The organism is Streptomyces sp. RFCAC02 (assembly GCF_004193175.1).
GTDB lineage: Bacteria > Actinomycetota > Actinomycetes > Streptomycetales > Streptomycetaceae > Streptomyces.
Genome location: NZ_SAUH01000001.1, coordinates 5,645,513 through 5,661,758 on the forward strand (window position 1 = coordinate 5,645,513; position 16,246 = coordinate 5,661,758).

A 16,246-nucleotide genomic window follows, 5' to 3' on the forward strand; every position below is an offset into this window, starting at 1 on the left:
TCGTTTCCGCGCCCCCGCGGGGGCGCTGCGTGCGGGCGGTACGGGTGGTGGGGGGACGGGGCCATGATCAGCGCTGGTACCGGTCCAGGACGCGATTGCCGTCCTCGGTGAGCTGTTCGCGCAGCTCGCCGAGGTCGTAGTCGCCGTCGTAGAAACGCTGGAAAGCGGGGGCCGCGATCTTGTCCTTCCACTCCGGGTAGCCCCGCACCCCGAGCACCGGCGACGGCCGCAGGTGCGCCGCCACCGCGACGCCCGTCGACCAGCCGAGCTCCGCCGTGTTCAACGACGGATCGGCCAGGGCCGCACGGCTTGTCGGCAGCATCCAGTCCCCGCGCGCCAGTTCCACCGCGTGGTCCGCGCGGGTGAGGAACGCGATGAAGTCGACCGCCGCCTGCCGGTGGTCGCTGTCCTCCGCGACCGAGAGGGTCTGCGGTGACACGCCCTGCGCGAGCCCGTCGGGGCCGTCCCCGGACGGCATCGGCAGCACGCTCCACCCGAAGCCGTCCGGCGCCTGCTGCGCGACCTGCTGCCGGAAGGAGAAGTTCAGCGGCAGCATGGCGTAGCGCCCGGCGAAGAAGCCGGGCAGCGTGTCGGAGCCGGACATGCCGAGGCTGCTGGAGGGCGCGGACCCGTCCTCGGTGACCTGCCGCCTGATCAGCTCGGCGACGGCCGCGTCGTCGTCGCCGAACCTGACCTCGTTGCGGCCGTCCCCGTCGCGGTGGAAGACCCGCCCGCCGGTGGACAGCGACAGGTTCACCGACTGGCTGACCGGCTCGCGCATCGACCAGGCGACGCCGTAGGTGTCCGTGTCGCCGTCGCCGTCCGTGTCGCGGGTGAGGGCGCGGCTCGCGTCCTCGAACTCCGCCCAGGTCCAGGGCTGCTCCGGGGTCGGCACGCGCACGCCGGACTCCTCGACCAGGCGCGTGTTGACGACCAGGACGCGCGGTTCCTGGAGGAACGGCACCCCGTACACGCCGCCGTCGAACGTGGTCGTGCCCCAGGATTCCTCGGGTATGTCGGCGCGCAGGTCGTCGGGCAGGAGGCCGCCGATGTCGGCGAGGTAGCCGCCGTACGCGAAGTCGGTCAGGTCGGCGGCGTCGTCGTGGATGATGTCGGGCGCCTCGCCGCCCATGAACGACGTGAGGAGCTGGTCGTGGACCGAGTCCCAGGACCCCTGCACGTACCGCACCTGCACGTCGGGGTGGGCGGCGTTCCACTCGTCCACGAGGGCCTTGTTGGCCTCGACGGACTCCTGCTGCCAGGCCAGGCTGAGGAAGTCGAGGGTGACCCGGCCGTCGTCGTCCGCGCCGCCGCCACCGCAGCCGGCCAGCAGCGCGGCGGCGAGGACGGCGGCAGCGGCGGCGCGGAGCGCGGGGCGCACGCGGGCGCGGGTGTCGGCGCGCATCAGCCCTTCACCGCCCCGGCGAGCATGCCGCCCGCGAGCCGCCGCTGGAGCAGCCCGAACAGCAGGAGGCTCGGCAGTGTGGCCAGGACGGCGGCGGCGGCCAGCGGCCCGAGGTCCGCGGCTCCCTCGGCGCCGATGAAGCGGTTCAGGATCACGGACATGGTCTGGTTCTCCGGTGACTTGAGCAGGACCAGGGCGAAGAAGAACTCGTTCCAGGCGGTGACGAACGAGAACATCAGCGTCGCCACCACCCCCGGCACCAGCAGCGGCAGCACGACGCCCGTCAGCGTCCGCAGCCTGCCGGCGCCGTCGACGGCCGCGGCCTCCTCAAGCGACGGCGGCACCGCCTTCACGAAGCCCCGCAGCATCCACAGGGCGAACGGCAGGTTCCACACGACGTAGACGAGGACGAGGCCCGCCTGTGAGTCGATGAGGCGGAGGTCCCGCAGCACGAGGAACAGCGGGATGATCACCAGCACGAACGGGAACATCTGGCTGACCAGCACCCAGCCGGTGCCCGCCCGCCCGATCCGCGACCGGTGGCGCGCCATCACGTACGCGGCCGGCACGGCGATCGCCACGGATATCAGCGCCGCGCTGCCCGCGACGACGAGGCTGTTGAGCGCGGACCGCAGCAGCGGCTGCGCGTCGAACGCCGCACGGTAGTTGTCGAGCCCGGGTTCGCGCGGGATCCACGCGGGGTCGATCGAGCCCAGCTCCTGCGGCGACTTGAACGACGTGGAGAGCAGCCACAGCAGCGGGAAGGCGAGGAAGACGAGGTAGCACAGCAGCGCCGCGTACTGGCCGGTGCGGCCTGCGGCGGCGAGCGCGCGCCGGCGCCCGCGGGGACGTGCGCGCCGGGTGGTTTCCAGGGTGGTCATCGGACGGCCTCCTCGTCCTTCAGCCGGTTGCGCAGGAAGACGGTGAGCAGGACCGCCATCACCGCGACCATCACGAGCCCCATGGCGGCGGCGTAGCCGAACTGCCCGTACACGAACGCCTCCTCGTACACGAACAGGCTCGGCAGCCGCGTCTCGCCGCCCGGCCCGCCCTGCGTGAGCACGTACACCAGGCCGAAGGAGTTGAAGTTCCAGATGAAGTTGAGGGCGGTGATGGCGAGGACGACCGGGCGCAGCGCCGGCCAGGTCACGGTCGTGAACCGCCGCCACATCCCGGCGCCGTCGAGCTGGGCCGCCTCCCGCAGTTCGTGCGGGACGTTCTGGAGCCCGGCGAGCAGGACGACCGTCGTCTGCGGCATGCCCGACCACACGCCGACCACGATGACGGCGGGCAGCGCGAGGGACAGGTCGGTGAGCCAGTCGATGTTGTGGTCGAGGATGCCGAGATCGGTGAGCGCCTTGTTGAGCACGCCCGCGTCCTGGTGGTAGACGAGGCGCCACATCACGCCGACGACGACCTCGGGCATCGCCCACGGCACCAGGGCGAGCGTGCGGGCCAGCCAGCGGAACCGCAGGTTCTGGTCCAGCAGCAGCGCGAGCCCCGTGGACAGCAGCAGTTGCAGCGCGGTGACGGCCACCGCCCACACCAGCCCGATGCGGAAGGACTCCCAGAAGAGCCGGTCGAGCCGGAGGTCGGCGAAGTTGGCGAGGCCCACGAACTGCGTGGGGTCGGTACGGCCCGACTGCGCGTCGGTGAAGGCGAGGGACATGCCGTACAGCAGCGGCCCGACGCTGAGCAGCAGGATCGGGACGAGCGCGGGGAGCAGCAGGAACCACGCTCCGCGGTCGAGGCCGAACGCGCGTCTGCGCTGGGCCGGTGTCCTCGGCGGCGGTGTGCCGCGGCTGCCCGGGGCGGCGTCGGCCCGGGGGGCGGTGAGACTCATGCGCACCTCATGCGGGTGGGTCGGTCGCCGGCGCGGTCGAGGCGCGCACGACGAGACGGGGCGGGACTGTGGTGGAGCGAAACGGTACGGCCGCGCGCGCCCCCGCGGAACGCCCCGCGGCCAGCCGGTCCACCAACAGCCGCGCGGCCAGCCGCCCGCGCTCCGACGACCCCAGGTCCACGCTGGTCAGCGGCGGCCACGCCGCCTGCGCGAGCGCGCTGTCGTCCATCCCCGCCACCGCCACGTCCTCCGGTACGCGCACGCCCCGCGAGAGCAGGGCGCGCAGCGCGCCGAGGGCGAGCTGGTCGTTCGCGCAGAACAGGGCGTCCGGGCGGGCGGCCAGCAGCCCGCCCGCGGCGGCCGTGCCCGCGTCGATGCCGAACTCCGTGTGCACGACGAGGCGTTCGTCGTAGCGCAGACCGCAGGCCGCGAGCCCGGCGCGGTAGCCCTCGGCGCGGTTGCGCCCCGGCACGGTGTCCGCCGGTCCGTTGACGAACGCGATGCGCCGCCGCCCCGTGCCGTGCAGGTGCCGTACGGCGTCCGCGGCGCCCGCGACCGAGTCGGCCCGCACGCTGTCCACCGGCGTCCCCGGCGGCAGCGACCCGATGACGACGACCGGACCCGCCGCCCGCGCCAGGGCGCGCAGGTGGCCGTCGCCTATCCGGATCGGGCACAGGATCAGGCCGTCGCTCGTGCGGTCGCCGAGGCTGCGCACCACGGCCAGCTCGTCCTCGGCGACGGCGTCGGTCGAGTGCAGCAGCAGCCGGTACCCGGCGGCCTTGGCGACGGCCTGGATGGCGCGGACCATGGCGACGTACACGGGGTTGCCGATGTCCGGCATGGCGAACGTGAGCTGCCGGGTGCGGCCGTCCTTGAGGGAGCGGGCGACGGCGTTGGGGACGTAGCCCAGTTCGTCGGCGGCCCGGCGCACCCGCTCCACGGTGTCACGGCGGGCCGCCTGCCCGTTCAGGACGCGGGAGACGGAGGCGATGGAGACGCCCGCGCGCTCCGCGATCGCGACGATGGTCGGCCGGCCGCCGTTCGGCATCTGGAACATCCCCCGGAGTCGCAGGCGTTGTCGTAAACGTTTACAGGCACGGAAATCGTTTACAGATGGTGCGACCATATGGCCTCTCCGTCAAGAGGGCGTCAACGGAGTGATGACGACGGCGCGCGCGTTCGATGACGCACCGTCAGTTCGCGCGGGGCGGGGCGGACGCCGCCCGCCCGCCGGGAAGACATCACCGTGGCGGCGCGCGGTGGTGCGCCGCCCGCGTGACGCGTCGACGAAGGAGCTGACACGGCATGAACGCGAACGAGGCACGGAAGCGTCTGAACGAACTGCGATCCGCCCGTGAGGGGGTGTCGAGCGACGAACTCGACCGGATATGGGCCTGCCTCGAACCCGTCCCGGCCGCCGAGATCCTCGGCCGGTGGCGCGGCGAGGTGTTCGCGACCGGCCACGGTCTGCACCGCGAGCTGGTCGGCCGCCGGTGGTACGGCAAGTCGTTCAACTCACTCCACGACGCCAAGCCCCTGATCTGCTACGACGAGAAGGGCCGGCTCTTCTCCGACGTCGAACTGGGCCGGGGCGAGGCCAGTCTGTGGAACATCGAGTTCCGCGGCGAGGTGACCGCCACCATGGTCTACGACGGGCGCGCGGCGTTCGACCACTTCAAACGGGTCGACGACGTCACCCTCATGGGCATCATGAACGGCAAGGCCGAATTTGTCCTCCACAATGGTCAGCATTTCTACTTCCTCCTGGAGAGAGTCTGACCCCGAGCACCCTCGCGCGACGGAGGAACTGGCCATGCGGATGACCGCCGCGGTATCGCGCGCCCCGGAAGCGCCCTTCACCCTGGAGCCGGTCGACCTGGACGACCCGCGCCCCGACGAGATCCTCGTACGGATCACGGCGGGCGGGCTGTGCCACACCGACCTGGTGACGAAGGCTGCGCCGCCGGCGGGCCGCTGTCCCGTGGTCCTCGGCCACGAGGGCGCCGGCGTCGTGGAACGCGTCGGCCGCGCGGTCCTCGGCGTACGGCCCGGCGACCAGGTCGTCCTCAGCTACCGGAGCTGCCGCGCGTGCCGCCTGTGCCACGCGGGGCGGCCCGCGTACTGCGAACGCACCGCGCTGCTGAACAACTCGGGGCGCCGCGCGGACGGTTCCGCCACCATGTGGCAGGACGGCAGGCCGCTGGCCGGCTCGTTCTTCGGCCAGTCCAGCTTCGCCACGCACGCCCTCGCCAGCGCGGACAACGCGGTCGTCGTCGGCCCCGGCACCGACCTGACCACGCTCGCGCCCCTCGGCTGCGGCTTCCAGACGGGCGCCGGCGCCGTCCTGAACGTGCTGCGCCCGGGACCCGGCGCCCGCCTCGTCGTGTACGGGGCGGGCGCGGTCGGCCTGGCCGCGCTGCTCGCGGCCCGCGCGGTCGGGGTGCGGTCCGTGGTGGCGGTCGACGTGCATCCCGAACGGCGCGCCCACGCCGCGCGGCTCGGCGCCGGCGCGGCGCTCGACCCGGCCGGCGCCGACCTCGTGGCGGCCGTCCGGGAGGCGACGGGCGGCGGCGCCACGCACGCCCTGGACACCACGGGCGTGCCGGCGGTCGTGGCGCACGCGGCGAAGGCCCTGGCGCCCACCGGCACCCTCGTGGTCGTCGGCCTCGGCGAGGCGGAGCTGACCGTCGACCTGATGGACATCCTGCTCAACGGGAAGACGGTGCGCGGCTGCATCGAGGGCGACGCGGTGCCGGAGCGCTTCATCCCGCGCCTGCTCGACCTGCACGCCACGGGCCGCTTCCCGGTGGAGGAGCTGATCACGACGTACCCGTTCGAGGACATCAACCGGGCCGTCGCGGACCACCGGTCGGGCGCGGTGGTGAAGCCCGTCCTCGTGTGGTGAGGGCGCGCGCGGATCAGGCCGGCCCGGCGCCCATCACCCGCGGGAACTCGGCCGGGTCGGCGTCGAACCCGCGCAGCCCGGTCCGCAGCCGCCAGGCGCCCGCCTCGTCGCGGACGAACGCGGCGATCACCGCCGACGTCGCCCCCGCCACCGCCGCGAAGTCCCCGGCGGCCAGCTCGTCGTACCCCTCGGCGATGCGGAACCGGGTGCTCGGGATGGCGCCGAACGTCTTCGGGCCGCCGCGCTGCTGCACGGTCACGCCGACGACGACACGGCCGAACGTGGGGGCGAGACGCTCGAGTTCGAACGTCATCGCCTCGTCGAAACCGAAGCCCTGGCCGGTGCGGCTGTCCCGGCTGAGGGTGATCGTGCCGTCGGGAGAGCGGCTGTCGAAGTGCACCAGGTACACCGGCGCGCCGCCCGGATCGTCGGCCGCGTAGGTGGCCGCGACGATGTCCACGTCGTTGTCCGGTTCACCCATGGGGCTGGCATCCCATTTGACAGCGACCTCGACCTTGCCCAGACCTTTGGTAAGACCGCTCATGGCCTCATCCTCTCCCGCCGCCGGGGCGCTCCCGCACCCGGCGCGCAACGACCGGATCGCGCACCTCAGTTGCTCATAGTGCCATGATCCCCGCCCGTGCCGCCCGGCCGTCGCGGCGGCGCGACGGGGCACGCGGTCCCGCCCGCCGCGCGCCGTCCTGGCCACGCGCCGATCGGCACGGTGTCCGGCGCGCAGGCCGCCGAGTCGAGCGCCATCAGGTAGTGCCGCACCTCCTTGGTCCGCAGGCTGACGGACGCCCCCGCGGCGGTGTGCAGGACCAGCCGGTCGGGCAGGTGCGGGCCGGGGAAACGGAGCAGCTCCACCGGTCCGCTCATCAGCGCGCGGTGCGTCGTGTGCATCGGCATGACCTGGATCGTGATCCCGGGGAGCGCGGAGAGATGCCGCAGATGCGCCAGTTGCCGTTCCATCACGCCGGCGTCGCCGACGCGCCGGTGCAGGACGGACTCCTCGATCAGCGCCCACACGGCCGGCGGCCGGGGCTCGCGGCGGTCCAGCACGCACTGGCGGCGGGCCAGCAGGTCGAGGCGGCGGGCCGTGGTGGCCTCGTCGTCCGTGGGCCGCTGGAGGCGCAGCAGCGCGGCGGCGTACTCGGCGGTCTGGAGCAGGTCGGGGACGAGGAGCGGCGCGTAGTAGCGGATGGCCTCGGCGCGCTCCTCGGCCCGCAGGTGGTCGGCGAGCCAGCGGGGGAGCAGGTCGCGGTAGGCCGTCCACCAGGGGGTCCGGCCGGCGTGGCGCAGCTCGGCGAGCACGGACTCCGTCTCGGCGGCGCGGTCGTAGAACGCGAGGAGCGGGCGGAGCTGGGCCGGTTCGGGGACGAGGCGGCCGGTCTCCAGGCCGTGCAGGCGGACGGCGGGGACGCCGATGGCCGCGGCGGTCTCGGGCAGCGACCGGCCGGCACCGGCCCGCATGGTGCGCAGCCGCAGGCCGAGCTGTTTGAGGGCCGACGCCGACCCCCCGCATTCCACCCGCATCCGTGCTCCTCTCCCGCGCATGCGAGTGACATTCTGCCAGTTGCAGAGTGATCGCGCGAGGGTGTGCTCCGCGGTACACCGGGTGACGAACTGGCGCCCCGTCAGTTGTCGCACCTGCGCCGTGAGTTGGACGTTCCCGGGTTCCCGGGCCGGTGCGGGATCAGGACGTGTGCGACCGGCCGCCGCGGGCATACGGAAGCGTATGTTTTCGGACACGGTACGAGACGCACTGGCGGCCGGCCCGAGCGGCGGCGCGGAGCAGGTCGGGTTCTTCGTCGTGGCGGGCGTGATCATGGTGGTCGCGCTGGTCCAGCTCATCCGGCCGCAGCTCCTCTGGAAGGCCAACCGCCCCTTCTACCGCGACCCCGACGCCAACGAGCCGTCCCGCGCCGGCTACGTGATGATGCGCGTCATGGCCGTGGGCGTCCTCGCGATGGGCGCGTTCATCATCACCCGGGCCTTGTGACACCCTCGAAATCGCCCCCACCAGCGTCGAACGAACTTGCGTCGCAAGCGACTTGGGGAAAGGATGACCCCCGCCGCGCAGGATGGGCGCACCACGGCCGCCACGTGCGCCGGCCCCCGCCCTCCTCCGCCCGGCGCGGAGGCCCTGACCCCAGGAGACGCAGCCCATGACGCACGACCCGGACGCCGCACGGACCGGCGCGGTCATCGACACCACCCAGCCGCACTCGGCCCGCTTCTGGAACTACCTGCTGGGCGGCAAGGACCACTACGAGGTCGATCAGCAGCTCGGCGACTACATCAAGGCCCACCACCCCGTCGTCGTGGAAGCGGCCCGCGCCAGCCGGGCGTTCCTCGGCCGCGCCGTCAAGTACCTCGTGGAGGAGGCGGGCGTCCGCCAGTTCCTCGACATCGGCACCGGCCTGCCGACCGCCGACAACACGCACGAGGTCGCCCAGCGCCACGCCCCCGAGTCCCGCGTCGTCTACGTGGACAACGACCCGGTCGTCCTGCTGCACGCGCGGGCGCTCCTCACCTCCACCCCGGAGGGCGCCACCGCGTACATCGAGGCCGACGTGCACGACCCCGACACGATCATCGCGCAGGCCGGCGAGACCCTCGACCTGTCGCAGCCGGTCGCCCTGTTCTTCCTGTCGATGCTCGGGCACATCGCCGATCCGGCGGAGGCCGCGGCCCTCGTGCGCCGCTACACCGACCGCCTCGCGCCCGGCAGCCACCTCGTCGTCTGCGACTCGATCGACTCCCCGGCCATGCTCAAGGCCCAGGAGGGCTACCGGGACTCCGGCGCCGTGCCGTACATCGTGCGCACCGCCGACCAGATCGCCGCGGTCGCCGCCGGCCTCGACCTGCTGCCGCCCGGCCTCGGCCCGGTCGACCTGTGGCGCCCGGCGGGCGAGGTGGAGCGGCCCGCCGACCAGTGGGGCTTCGTGGCGCGCAAGCCCTGACGGCCGCCCGCCCCCGTCCGCCGCGCGGCGGCCTCCCGTCGCGCGGCGCAGCCCCGTGCGTGCCCCCCGACCCGTATGGGACGATTCCGGCGTAGAGTGGACGGCCGACCGGGCGTGTCCGCCGTCTCCCGGGCCATCGGTCCGGCCCGTGCCCCCCTCGGCGCCGGACCGCACGGGCGCATACCGGTCGCATCTCAGGCAATCCGGGAAGGAACCGGACGGCGTGGACGTGCGTCCGTGTGCGCGAGCCGTGCGTGGGCATGCGGTGAGTGAAGAGCAGGGGGAGAACCATGGAGCGTATCGGCGTGGCGGCGGAAGACGTGGCGGCCCGGCACCCCGGGCCACGCGTACCGACGAGCGCGGCCGCGGCCCGCGGCCGCGTCCAGTACCTCCTGGCGGGCCGGCACCCGGCCCCCGGTGTGGACCCCCGGGACGATCTCACCCTGGCCGACATCCTGCTGGTCACCTCCGAGCTGGTCACCAACGCCATCCGGCACGGCGGCGGCGTCACCGGCTTCTCGGCCGCCGTCAGCGGGAACGACCTCCTCCTTTCGGTGAGCGACGACAGCGACGAGCTGCCCCGCACGGTCACCCACTCCGACGCCGCCGGGCGCCCCGCGGTCGGCGGCTACGGCTGGCCGCTCATCAACCGGCTGAGCAGCGACGTCTCCGTCGTTCCCGGGGCCGGCGGCGGCAAGACCATCCACGTCGTCGTCCCCCTGGGCTGACCCCTCCCGCGCGGGCGTCCCCGGTCTCCTCACGGGGCCTCCGCGAACACTCACGAAAAAAGTTGGCATGCCGCCGGACTGCCCGGGTACGTGCCCCTCAGACACACAAGACGAGAAAGTTTGGGGTGGACGCCATGGCAGCCGTGACGGCGACGACAGCGCACTCGGCGACGGAGACCGCGCAGGACACCTCGGCGGCCCCCCTGCCGCACATCGGCGCCCCGCAGAAGGTCGCCCCCAAGGACGCGAGGGAGCTGTCCCGCGTCTTCTTCGCCCGCCTCGCCGAACTGGAGGAGGGCACCCGGGAGTACCAGTACGCCCGCAACACGCTCATCGAGATGAACCTCTCCCTCGTCCGCTACGCGGCCACCCGCTTCCGGGGCCGCGGCGACCAGATGGAGGACATCGTCCAGGTCGGCACCATCGGCCTCATCAAGGCCATCGACCGCTTCGAGCTGTCCCGCGAGGTCGAGTTCACCTCCTTCGCCGTGCCGTACATCGTGGGCGAGATCAAGCGGTTCTTCCGCGACACGAGCTGGGCCGTCCACGTTCCGCGCCGCCTCCAGGAGGCCCGCGTGGAGCTGGCGAAGGCCACCGAGGAACTGCGCACCCGCCTCGGCCGCACCCCCACCGTCGCGGAGCTGTCGGCGCTGATGAGCCTGCCCGAGTCGGAGGTCATCGAGGCCCGCAAGGCGTCCAACGGTTACCACTCCACCTCCCTGGACGCCACCCTCACCGGCGAGTCCGGCCAGGACGGCGAGGCGGTCCTCGCCGACTTCATCGGCCAGGAGGACCCGGGCATGCAGTTGGTCGAGGACGTCAGCGCCCTCGCGCCCATGGTCGGCAAGCTGGGCGAGCGCGACCGGCAGATCCTGCACATGCGGTTCGTGGACGAGATGACCCAGGCGCAGATCGGGGAGCGGCTCGGCATCTCCCAGATGCACGTCTCGCGGCTCCTGAACCGCATCCTCACCCGCCTGCGCAAGGGCATGCTGGCCTCCAACTGACCGGCCACCGCACCCACCCCACCCCGCCCGCCCCGGAGCGCCGCACCACAGCCGGCCCCGGGGCGGCCGCACGCCGCCCCGCGGTCAGCCGCCGCTCGGCCCGCCCGCCCCCGTCGGCAGCGGGTCGAAGCGGTGCTCCCCGGGAAGGTCCGACGCCAGCACCTCCGAACGCCGCTCACCGGTGAGCAGCGACACCAGGAACTCCGCGCACCCCACGTCGTGGTGTTCCCAGTACGGGCCGCGCCCCTCGTTGACGAGTACCGTCCACTCCGCCGGGGCGCGCCCCGGCCCGACCAGCCAGTACAGGACCTCGCCGTCCTCCGTGACCGCCCACGGGACGGCCCGCGTCCCCGGGGCTTCGAGCTGCGGCGGCCTGGCCTCGAACGCCCACAGCTGCGGCAGCGCCTCGGCCTGCCGCCGTGCGACGGTGAACAGGTTGTAGTCGGGCACCTCACACGCCGGGTGCAGCAGGCACAGGTACTGGTCGAAGTGACCGCCGCCGTAGCGATCGGCGAGCGCCGTGTAGTCGGGCGGCAACGCCTCGATCGCCAGCGAGGCGGCCACACCCGACCAGTCCGAGCCGGCCGGAGCCTGCCCGGGAGGCGCGACGCGGACGAGCCGTGTCAGTGCGTCGTTCATGAGAGGGATCACCTGGGCTAGATGTTGAGGATGCTGATGGAGTTGGCGGGGTTCGTGCCGTTGTAGGGAGTGAACTGGAAGCCGTTCGTCCCGAACGCCTCGATGGTGATACCCACAGGTACCACGTCGGTGCCGTTCCGGTAGATCGGCGTGACCGTGTAAGTGATGTCCTCACCGGCCCGCACGGCGGCCGCCACCTGGTTCTCGATGTGCCGCATCACGGGGGAGTTGGCGAAGGACCGGAAGGTCACGAAGTTCTCCCGCATCCGGTTCGAGCCGCCCAGTTGCGCTCCGAGCAGGTGTGTCCGGTTGTTCCCCGAGCGCCAGGTGAATCCGGCGGGCATCCCCTGCGGGCGGGTGCGTCCGCCGAGCATGTCGCTCTGGATGTACGCCCGGACGCCGGTCGCCCGGCCCCCCGGTCCCGTCGGGCCGTACTGAACCCGGCCGCCCCAGGTCGGGTCGGCCGGCTCGTACGCCGAGAGCCCTTCGGGGTCCACCCAGACGTGGGGGTTCCGCACATAGCCGACCGGGTTCAGGCCGCCGCCGAGCCCGAGCGGATCGAGGCTGACGTAGCGGGCCGCCCGGGGGTCGTAGTAGCGGTGGTGGTTGTAGTGGAGTCCCGTCTCCGGGTCGAAGTACTGACCGGCGAAGCGCAACGGCGTGGACACGGCGGGATCCGGCCCGCGTCCGGTGACACCCCACAGCGTGGCCCGGGAGTGCCACACGACGTCGCCCGACGCGTCGAGGAGTTCGGCGGGCGTGCCGGCGATGTCGGTGACGATCGCGAAGAACCGGGTGTCGATCTCCTCCTGCGTCGCCGGGTCCGTCCGCCGCTCGGTCTGGGACAGCGGGCGCAGCCCGTTGTACTCCCAGGTGAGCGTCGTGCGGTGGGACGTGCCGCCGTCGCCCGCGACGTGCTCGGTCTCGGTGATGAGCTGGCCGTCCCAGGTGAAGCGGGTCTCCTCGGCCACAGTGACGCCATCGGCCGCCATCCGCAGTTTGGCGACACGGCGACCGAACGGGTCGTACCGGTAGCGCCACAGCGTGCCGTCCGGCGTGGTGACGGCGGTCAGCCGGTCCTCCGCGTCCCAGGTGCAGCGCCAGACGTCGGGCTTGCGGGACAGGCGGGTCCGGCGGCGCTCCACGACGCGGCCGGCGGCGTCGTACCGGTATCGGACGTCACCGGCCCGCGTCAGCCGCATTCCCGCGTGCTCCCACTCCCCCCTGGCCTCGCCGCCCGGGAGGGAGTCCGGCCAGGTCGCGCGGGTGAGCGTGCCCGTGGCGTCGTACGCGTACCGCTCGGTCCCCTCGGGCCGGGTGACGCCCAGGATCTGCCCCATGGAATCGAGTTCGAAGCGGCTGGGGCCGCGCAGCGGATCGTCCGAGCCCAGGAGGTACCCGTCCACGCTGTGCCGGTAGGAGCGGCGGTAACCCGGCCCCTGCCCGGTGCTGACCGTCTGGCCGGTCAACTGGTCGGCCGCGTCCCACTCCTGGTGGAGGGCGAACACGCCGTCGAGCCGCCGGCCGGTCTCCCGGCCCGCGGCGTCGAGGCCCAGGCGGAACGGGCGGTCCGGCCGGCCGATGGTGACAAGGCGGCCCGCCGCGTCGAAGCCGAAGCCCGTGCGCACACCCGAGGGCGTGACGCGCTCCAGGGGCTGACCGCTCCGGTCGTAGCGGTAGGTGAGGGTGTGCCCGTCGACGGTCTCGGCGAGGATCCTGCCGAGCGCGTCCCGTTCCCACTCGATGGAGCAGTCGGGGCCGGTCGCGCGGATCAGCACGCCGTTGCGGTCGCGTTCGAAGGTGGTCACGGCGCCGTCGACGGACTTGGCGACCGGGTCGCCGAGCATGTCGTAGGTGTAGGTGACCGTCTGCCCGAGGGGGTTGGTGCGGGCCGCCACGCGCCCGGCCGCGTCCAGCAGGTAGGAGAACCGGTTCCCGTCGAAGTCGGTCTCGCCCACCAGGCGTCCGGCGTCGTCGTAGGTGTACCGCCATACCCGGCCGAGCGGGTCGCCGACCTCCGTCAGCCGCAGCGACGCGTCGTACGAGAACGTGTGTCGCGCGCCGTCCGGATCGGTGCGGGCGGCCAGGAGATCGAAGTGGGTGTACTCGAACGTGGTCACGCCCCCGCCGGGCGCCGTGTGGGAGAGACGGTTGCCCTCGCCGTCGTAGGTCCACCGCTGGCGGCTGCCGTCCGGTTCGACGCGCTCGGCCAGCCGTCCCTCGGCGGTCCAGACGCTCCGGGTGACGCGCCCCAGCGGATCGCACTCGGTCACCGGACGGCCCAGCCGGTCGAGGACACGGGTCGACCGGTTGCCGAGCGGGTCGGTGATCTCGACGGGCAACCCGGCCGGGTCGCAGCGCAGCCGTGTCACAGCTCCCAGCGCGTCCGTGACCTCGGTCGGACCGCCGTGCTCGTCGTAGGCGAACCGTGTGACGGCCCCGGCCGGGTCGATCTCGGCGATGCGGTTGCCGCGGGAGTCGTAGCGGTACTCCCAGGACGTCCCGTCCGGCAGGGTGAGCGACACCGGACCGCCCCCGCCCCGGTAGGCGAACCTGATCTCCGCTCCGTCGGGGCGGGTGACCGTGAGCGGGCGGCCGAGGGCGTCGACCCGGTAGCGGGTGGTGTGCCCGAGCTGATCGGTGTGCGCGACGAGATGGTGGCGGCTGTCGTAGGCGTTGCGCACCGTGTTGCCGAGGGGATCGGTCTCGGTGACGACATTCGCCGCCGCGTCCACGGAGAGCCGCGACACGGCCCCTGCGGCGGTGGTGACGGTCGTGACGCGCAGGTCCGGATCGTCGGGGTCGGTGCCGTCGTAGGACAGCCGGAGCGTGATGTGCCCGGCATCACCGCCCTCGGCGACACAGCGGTCCAGCTCGTCGTAGCGGTAGGTGTAGCGGCTGTCGTTGCTGTCCGTCCAGGAGGTGATCCGCAGGCGGTCGTCGCAGGTGAAGCGCAGGGCGCCGCCGTCCGCGTCGACCACCTCGACCAGATTGCCGGCCCCGTCGTAGTCGTACCGGCGCAGCACGGTGTCCTTCTCCCGCGCTCCGTCTCCGGCGAGGACGAGGCGGGTGACGCGCCCGGCCTCGGTGGTCAGCCGGAGGTGGTGGCCGCCGGAGTGACGGATGTCGGTCGGCGTGCCGTCGGCGTCGTAGTGGAAGGTGATGCGGTTGTCGTTGCGGTCGTGCAGCGCGGTCAGCAGAGCGAACCCGGCGGCGTCCGGGCTGGTGAACCGCCGGGTGTGGCCGATGACGGGGTCGGTGAGCACGTACCCGTCGGCGGTGCGGACGAGCGGCCGGCGCGGACCGGCGAGCGGCAGCACCGGCTGTCCTTCCGGACCGTGCGGGTACGCCAGCAGCATGCCGTCGTCCGAGACGAGGACGACGCCCTCGTCGTCCACTTCGAGCCGCTGGTCGATGGTGGACGACCAGCGGGGGCCGAACCAGCGGCCCGTCGTGTAGCCGGAGTCCGCGCGCCGGGTGAAGGCGAGCGGCAGGACGCCGGGCAGGACGACGTCGGTCTGCGGCAGGTACATCCGGCCGGTGGCGAGGTCGATGGGGTCCGTGCCCCGGTTGCGGATGAGATTGCGCATGCGGCTGTAGACGCCCTGGGCGGCGTCGTTCAGCGTCCCGCGGGCACTGCGGGCCAGCCCGCGCAACCCTTGCGCCATGCCACGGAGGCCCATCGTGCCGAGGCTTCGGAGACCTTTGGCGAGGCCGCCGAGGGTGGTGAGGCCCTTCATCCCCGGAATGCAGTCGAGTGCGGCGAACGCGACGTCCCACAGGGATGCCTCGCCGTTGGCGTATTTGATGAGGGTGTCGGCGAGGACGACGAGGGCTGCGGCGAGGACGACCCAGGCCAACGGCCCGCCGATGATCATGACGACGATGCCGAGGACCGCGACGATCGCTTTGCAGACGTCGACGATGGTGTCCCAGTTCTCGGTCACCCAGTGGATGGCGTCTTCCCACCACTTGCGGTTCTGGATACCGGCGTCGGACGCCTCGTCGATGTCACGTGCGGCCTCGCGGGCGGCGTCCTCCCGCATCTCCCGCGCCTGCTCGGCCAACTGGCGGGCGGCGTCGAGACGGCCCTGCGCGTCGTCCACCCGCCCCTGCGCCGACTCCTGCGCCTGCTGCGCCGCCTGCCGATCACGCGTCGCTGCACGCACCTCCGAGTCGTCCGGCGGCTGTGCACCCTCGCCCTCGCGCTCCAGACGGTCGGCCTCGTCCCCGGCGCGCGACACCCAATCCTGTGCGTCACCCAGGGCGTTCTGCGCGGCCGTGAGATCCGCCTGCGCGGCGATGGCACGTTCCAGCGCGCGGTCCGCGTCCCCCTGCGCGGTCTCCAGCTTCGGCCAGTACGTCTGCAACGCCTGCGCGCATAAGTCGTAGCTGTTCTGGAGTTTGGTCAGATTTTCGGGGACGCCGTCGAACTCGTCCCGGAAGGCGTCCGCCGATAATCCCGACCAGTCCTGGACGGCGCTGTCCCCGGCAAGCCCCCGGATCTTCCCCAGCGCCTCACCGACATCATCGGCGAACGTCTGCAACTCGTCCGCCAACGTGCGGACCTCGTCCGGATTCCCCGGAGTCGGATCCGACTCCATCCCCACCGGCGACCAATCAGACGCACGAGCCATCGCCAACACCCCCCGTGTTGTGACGATCTTCAAGTGATCAACCGTCAATCGACGGTAGCCGTGGGGGCGGACCGTAGGCAATCGTGCGTGTGTAGCGAAATCGTCCGCGCCGTGTC

At 72.8% G+C, this 16,246-nt stretch carries 14 protein-coding genes; 6 read left to right on the forward strand and 8 right to left on the reverse strand.

The window, feature by feature from the left end; all coding sequences use genetic code 11:
* Positions 1-67 precede the first annotated feature (67 nt).
* Genes EMA09_RS26010 through EMA09_RS26025 form a run of 4 tightly spaced genes read right to left on the reverse strand, consistent with a single transcriptional unit; the run spans position 68 to position 4,296 of the window.
* On the reverse strand, positions 68-1,405 hold the full coding sequence (locus EMA09_RS26010; protein WP_129843395.1) for an extracellular solute-binding protein: 1,338 nt from the start codon (positions 1,403-1,405) through the stop codon (positions 68-70).
* Entirely contained in the window at positions 1,405-2,286 is an 882-nt protein-coding gene (locus EMA09_RS26015; RefSeq protein WP_129843396.1) for a carbohydrate ABC transporter permease, read from the reverse strand. Before EMA09_RS26015 ends, EMA09_RS26010 begins: the two co-directional genes overlap by 1 nt.
* The gene (locus tag EMA09_RS26020; protein ID WP_129843397.1) at positions 2,283-3,248 is read right to left on the reverse strand and encodes a sugar ABC transporter permease; all 966 of its coding nucleotides are present in this window, start codon (positions 3,246-3,248) and stop codon (positions 2,283-2,285) included. Before EMA09_RS26020 ends, EMA09_RS26015 begins: the two co-directional genes overlap by 4 nt.
* A 7-nt stretch (positions 3,249-3,255) precedes the next feature.
* Complete coding sequence (locus EMA09_RS26025) at positions 3,256-4,296, reverse strand: LacI family DNA-binding transcriptional regulator (RefSeq protein WP_129843398.1); 1,041 nt, start codon at positions 4,294-4,296, stop codon at positions 3,256-3,258.
* A gap of 257 nt (positions 4,297-4,553) precedes the next feature.
* Between EMA09_RS26025 and EMA09_RS26030 the strand changes: the two genes are divergently transcribed.
* A complete protein-coding gene (locus tag EMA09_RS26030; protein ID WP_129843399.1) occupies positions 4,554-5,027 on the forward strand; it encodes a DUF4334 domain-containing protein in 474 nt (157 codons plus the stop codon).
* 40 nt (positions 5,028-5,067) lie between these two features.
* On the forward strand, positions 5,068-6,153 hold the full coding sequence (locus EMA09_RS26035; RefSeq protein WP_346655858.1) for an NAD(P)-dependent alcohol dehydrogenase: 1,086 nt from the start codon (positions 5,068-5,070) through the stop codon (positions 6,151-6,153).
* Positions 6,154-6,166: 13 nt separating this feature from the next.
* Here the strand turns inward: EMA09_RS26035 and EMA09_RS26040 are convergent, their stop codons facing one another.
* A complete protein-coding gene (locus EMA09_RS26040; RefSeq protein WP_129843401.1) occupies positions 6,167-6,697 on the reverse strand; it encodes a TerD family protein in 531 nt (176 codons plus the stop codon).
* A gap of 65 nt (positions 6,698-6,762) precedes the next feature.
* Positions 6,763-7,689 (reverse strand): helix-turn-helix transcriptional regulator, encoded by a 927-nt coding sequence (locus tag EMA09_RS26045; protein WP_168220807.1) that lies wholly within the window; start codon positions 7,687-7,689, stop codon positions 6,763-6,765.
* A gap of 202 nt (positions 7,690-7,891) precedes the next feature.
* On the opposite strand from EMA09_RS26045, the gene EMA09_RS28540 reads away from it, so the two are divergent.
* The 4 genes from EMA09_RS28540 (at position 7,892) to EMA09_RS26060 (ending at position 10,854) form a co-directional block, all read left to right on the forward strand.
* Entirely contained in the window at positions 7,892-8,155 is a 264-nt protein-coding gene (locus EMA09_RS28540) for a DUF6199 family natural product biosynthesis protein (protein WP_168220598.1), read from the forward strand.
* A gap of 166 nt (positions 8,156-8,321) precedes the next feature.
* Positions 8,322-9,119: an SAM-dependent methyltransferase gene (locus EMA09_RS26050; protein WP_129843403.1), complete on the forward strand. Its 798-nt coding sequence runs from the start codon at positions 8,322-8,324 to the stop codon at positions 9,117-9,119.
* 290 nt (positions 9,120-9,409) lie between these two features.
* Positions 9,410-9,847 (forward strand): ATP-binding protein, encoded by a 438-nt coding sequence (locus EMA09_RS26055; protein ID WP_129843404.1) that lies wholly within the window; start codon positions 9,410-9,412, stop codon positions 9,845-9,847.
* A 134-nt stretch (positions 9,848-9,981) separates the two neighbouring features.
* Positions 9,982-10,854 (forward strand): RNA polymerase sigma factor SigF, encoded by an 873-nt coding sequence (locus EMA09_RS26060; RefSeq protein ID WP_129843405.1) that lies wholly within the window; start codon positions 9,982-9,984, stop codon positions 10,852-10,854.
* An 84-nt stretch (positions 10,855-10,938) separates the two neighbouring features.
* On the opposite strand, the gene EMA09_RS26065 is transcribed toward EMA09_RS26060, so the two are convergent.
* Together EMA09_RS26065 and EMA09_RS26070 are read right to left on the reverse strand one after the other, a co-directional pair.
* A complete protein-coding gene (locus EMA09_RS26065; protein ID WP_206306006.1) occupies positions 10,939-11,493 on the reverse strand; it encodes an SMI1/KNR4 family protein in 555 nt (184 codons plus the stop codon).
* A 17-nt stretch (positions 11,494-11,510) separates the two neighbouring features.
* Positions 11,511-16,130, reverse strand: coding sequence for an RHS repeat-associated core domain-containing protein (locus EMA09_RS26070; protein ID WP_346655859.1), 4,620 nt, complete (start codon positions 16,128-16,130; stop codon positions 11,511-11,513).
* Positions 16,131-16,246: the final 116 nt, after the last annotated feature.

Bases quoted from the DNA above. Each gene is read 5' to 3' on its own strand.
- EMA09_RS26020 (WP_129843397.1), bottom strand. From the start codon at position 3,248: ATGAGTCTCACCGCCCCCCGGGCCGACGCCGCCCCGGGCAGCCGCGGC.
- EMA09_RS26050 (WP_129843403.1), top strand. From the start codon at position 8,322: ATGACGCACGACCCGGACGCCGCACGGACCGGCGCGGTCATCGACACC.
- EMA09_RS26060 (WP_129843405.1), top strand. From the start codon at position 9,982: ATGGCAGCCGTGACGGCGACGACAGCGCACTCGGCGACGGAGACCGCG.
- EMA09_RS26045 (WP_168220807.1), bottom strand. From the start codon at position 7,689: ATGCGGGTGGAATGCGGGGGGTCGGCGTCGGCCCTCAAACAGCTCGGC.
- EMA09_RS26040 (WP_129843401.1), bottom strand. From the start codon at position 6,697: ATGAGCGGTCTTACCAAAGGTCTGGGCAAGGTCGAGGTCGCTGTCAAA.
- EMA09_RS26070 (WP_346655859.1), bottom strand. From the start codon at position 16,130: ATGGCTCGTGCGTCTGATTGGTCGCCGGTGGGGATGGAGTCGGATCCG.
- EMA09_RS26065 (WP_206306006.1), bottom strand. From the start codon at position 11,493: ATGAACGACGCACTGACACGGCTCGTCCGCGTCGCGCCTCCCGGGCAG.
- EMA09_RS26015 (WP_129843396.1), bottom strand. From the start codon at position 2,286: ATGACCACCCTGGAAACCACCCGGCGCGCACGTCCCCGCGGGCGCCGG.
- EMA09_RS26010 (WP_129843395.1), bottom strand. From the start codon at position 1,405: ATGCGCGCCGACACCCGCGCCCGCGTGCGCCCCGCGCTCCGCGCCGCC.
- EMA09_RS28540 (WP_168220598.1), top strand. From the start codon at position 7,892: ATGTTTTCGGACACGGTACGAGACGCACTGGCGGCCGGCCCGAGCGGC.
- EMA09_RS26030 (WP_129843399.1), top strand. From the start codon at position 4,554: ATGAACGCGAACGAGGCACGGAAGCGTCTGAACGAACTGCGATCCGCC.
- EMA09_RS26025 (WP_129843398.1), bottom strand. From the start codon at position 4,296: ATGCCGAACGGCGGCCGGCCGACCATCGTCGCGATCGCGGAGCGCGCG.
- EMA09_RS26035 (WP_346655858.1), top strand. From the start codon at position 5,068: ATGACCGCCGCGGTATCGCGCGCCCCGGAAGCGCCCTTCACCCTGGAG.
- EMA09_RS26055 (WP_129843404.1), top strand. From the start codon at position 9,410: ATGGAGCGTATCGGCGTGGCGGCGGAAGACGTGGCGGCCCGGCACCCC.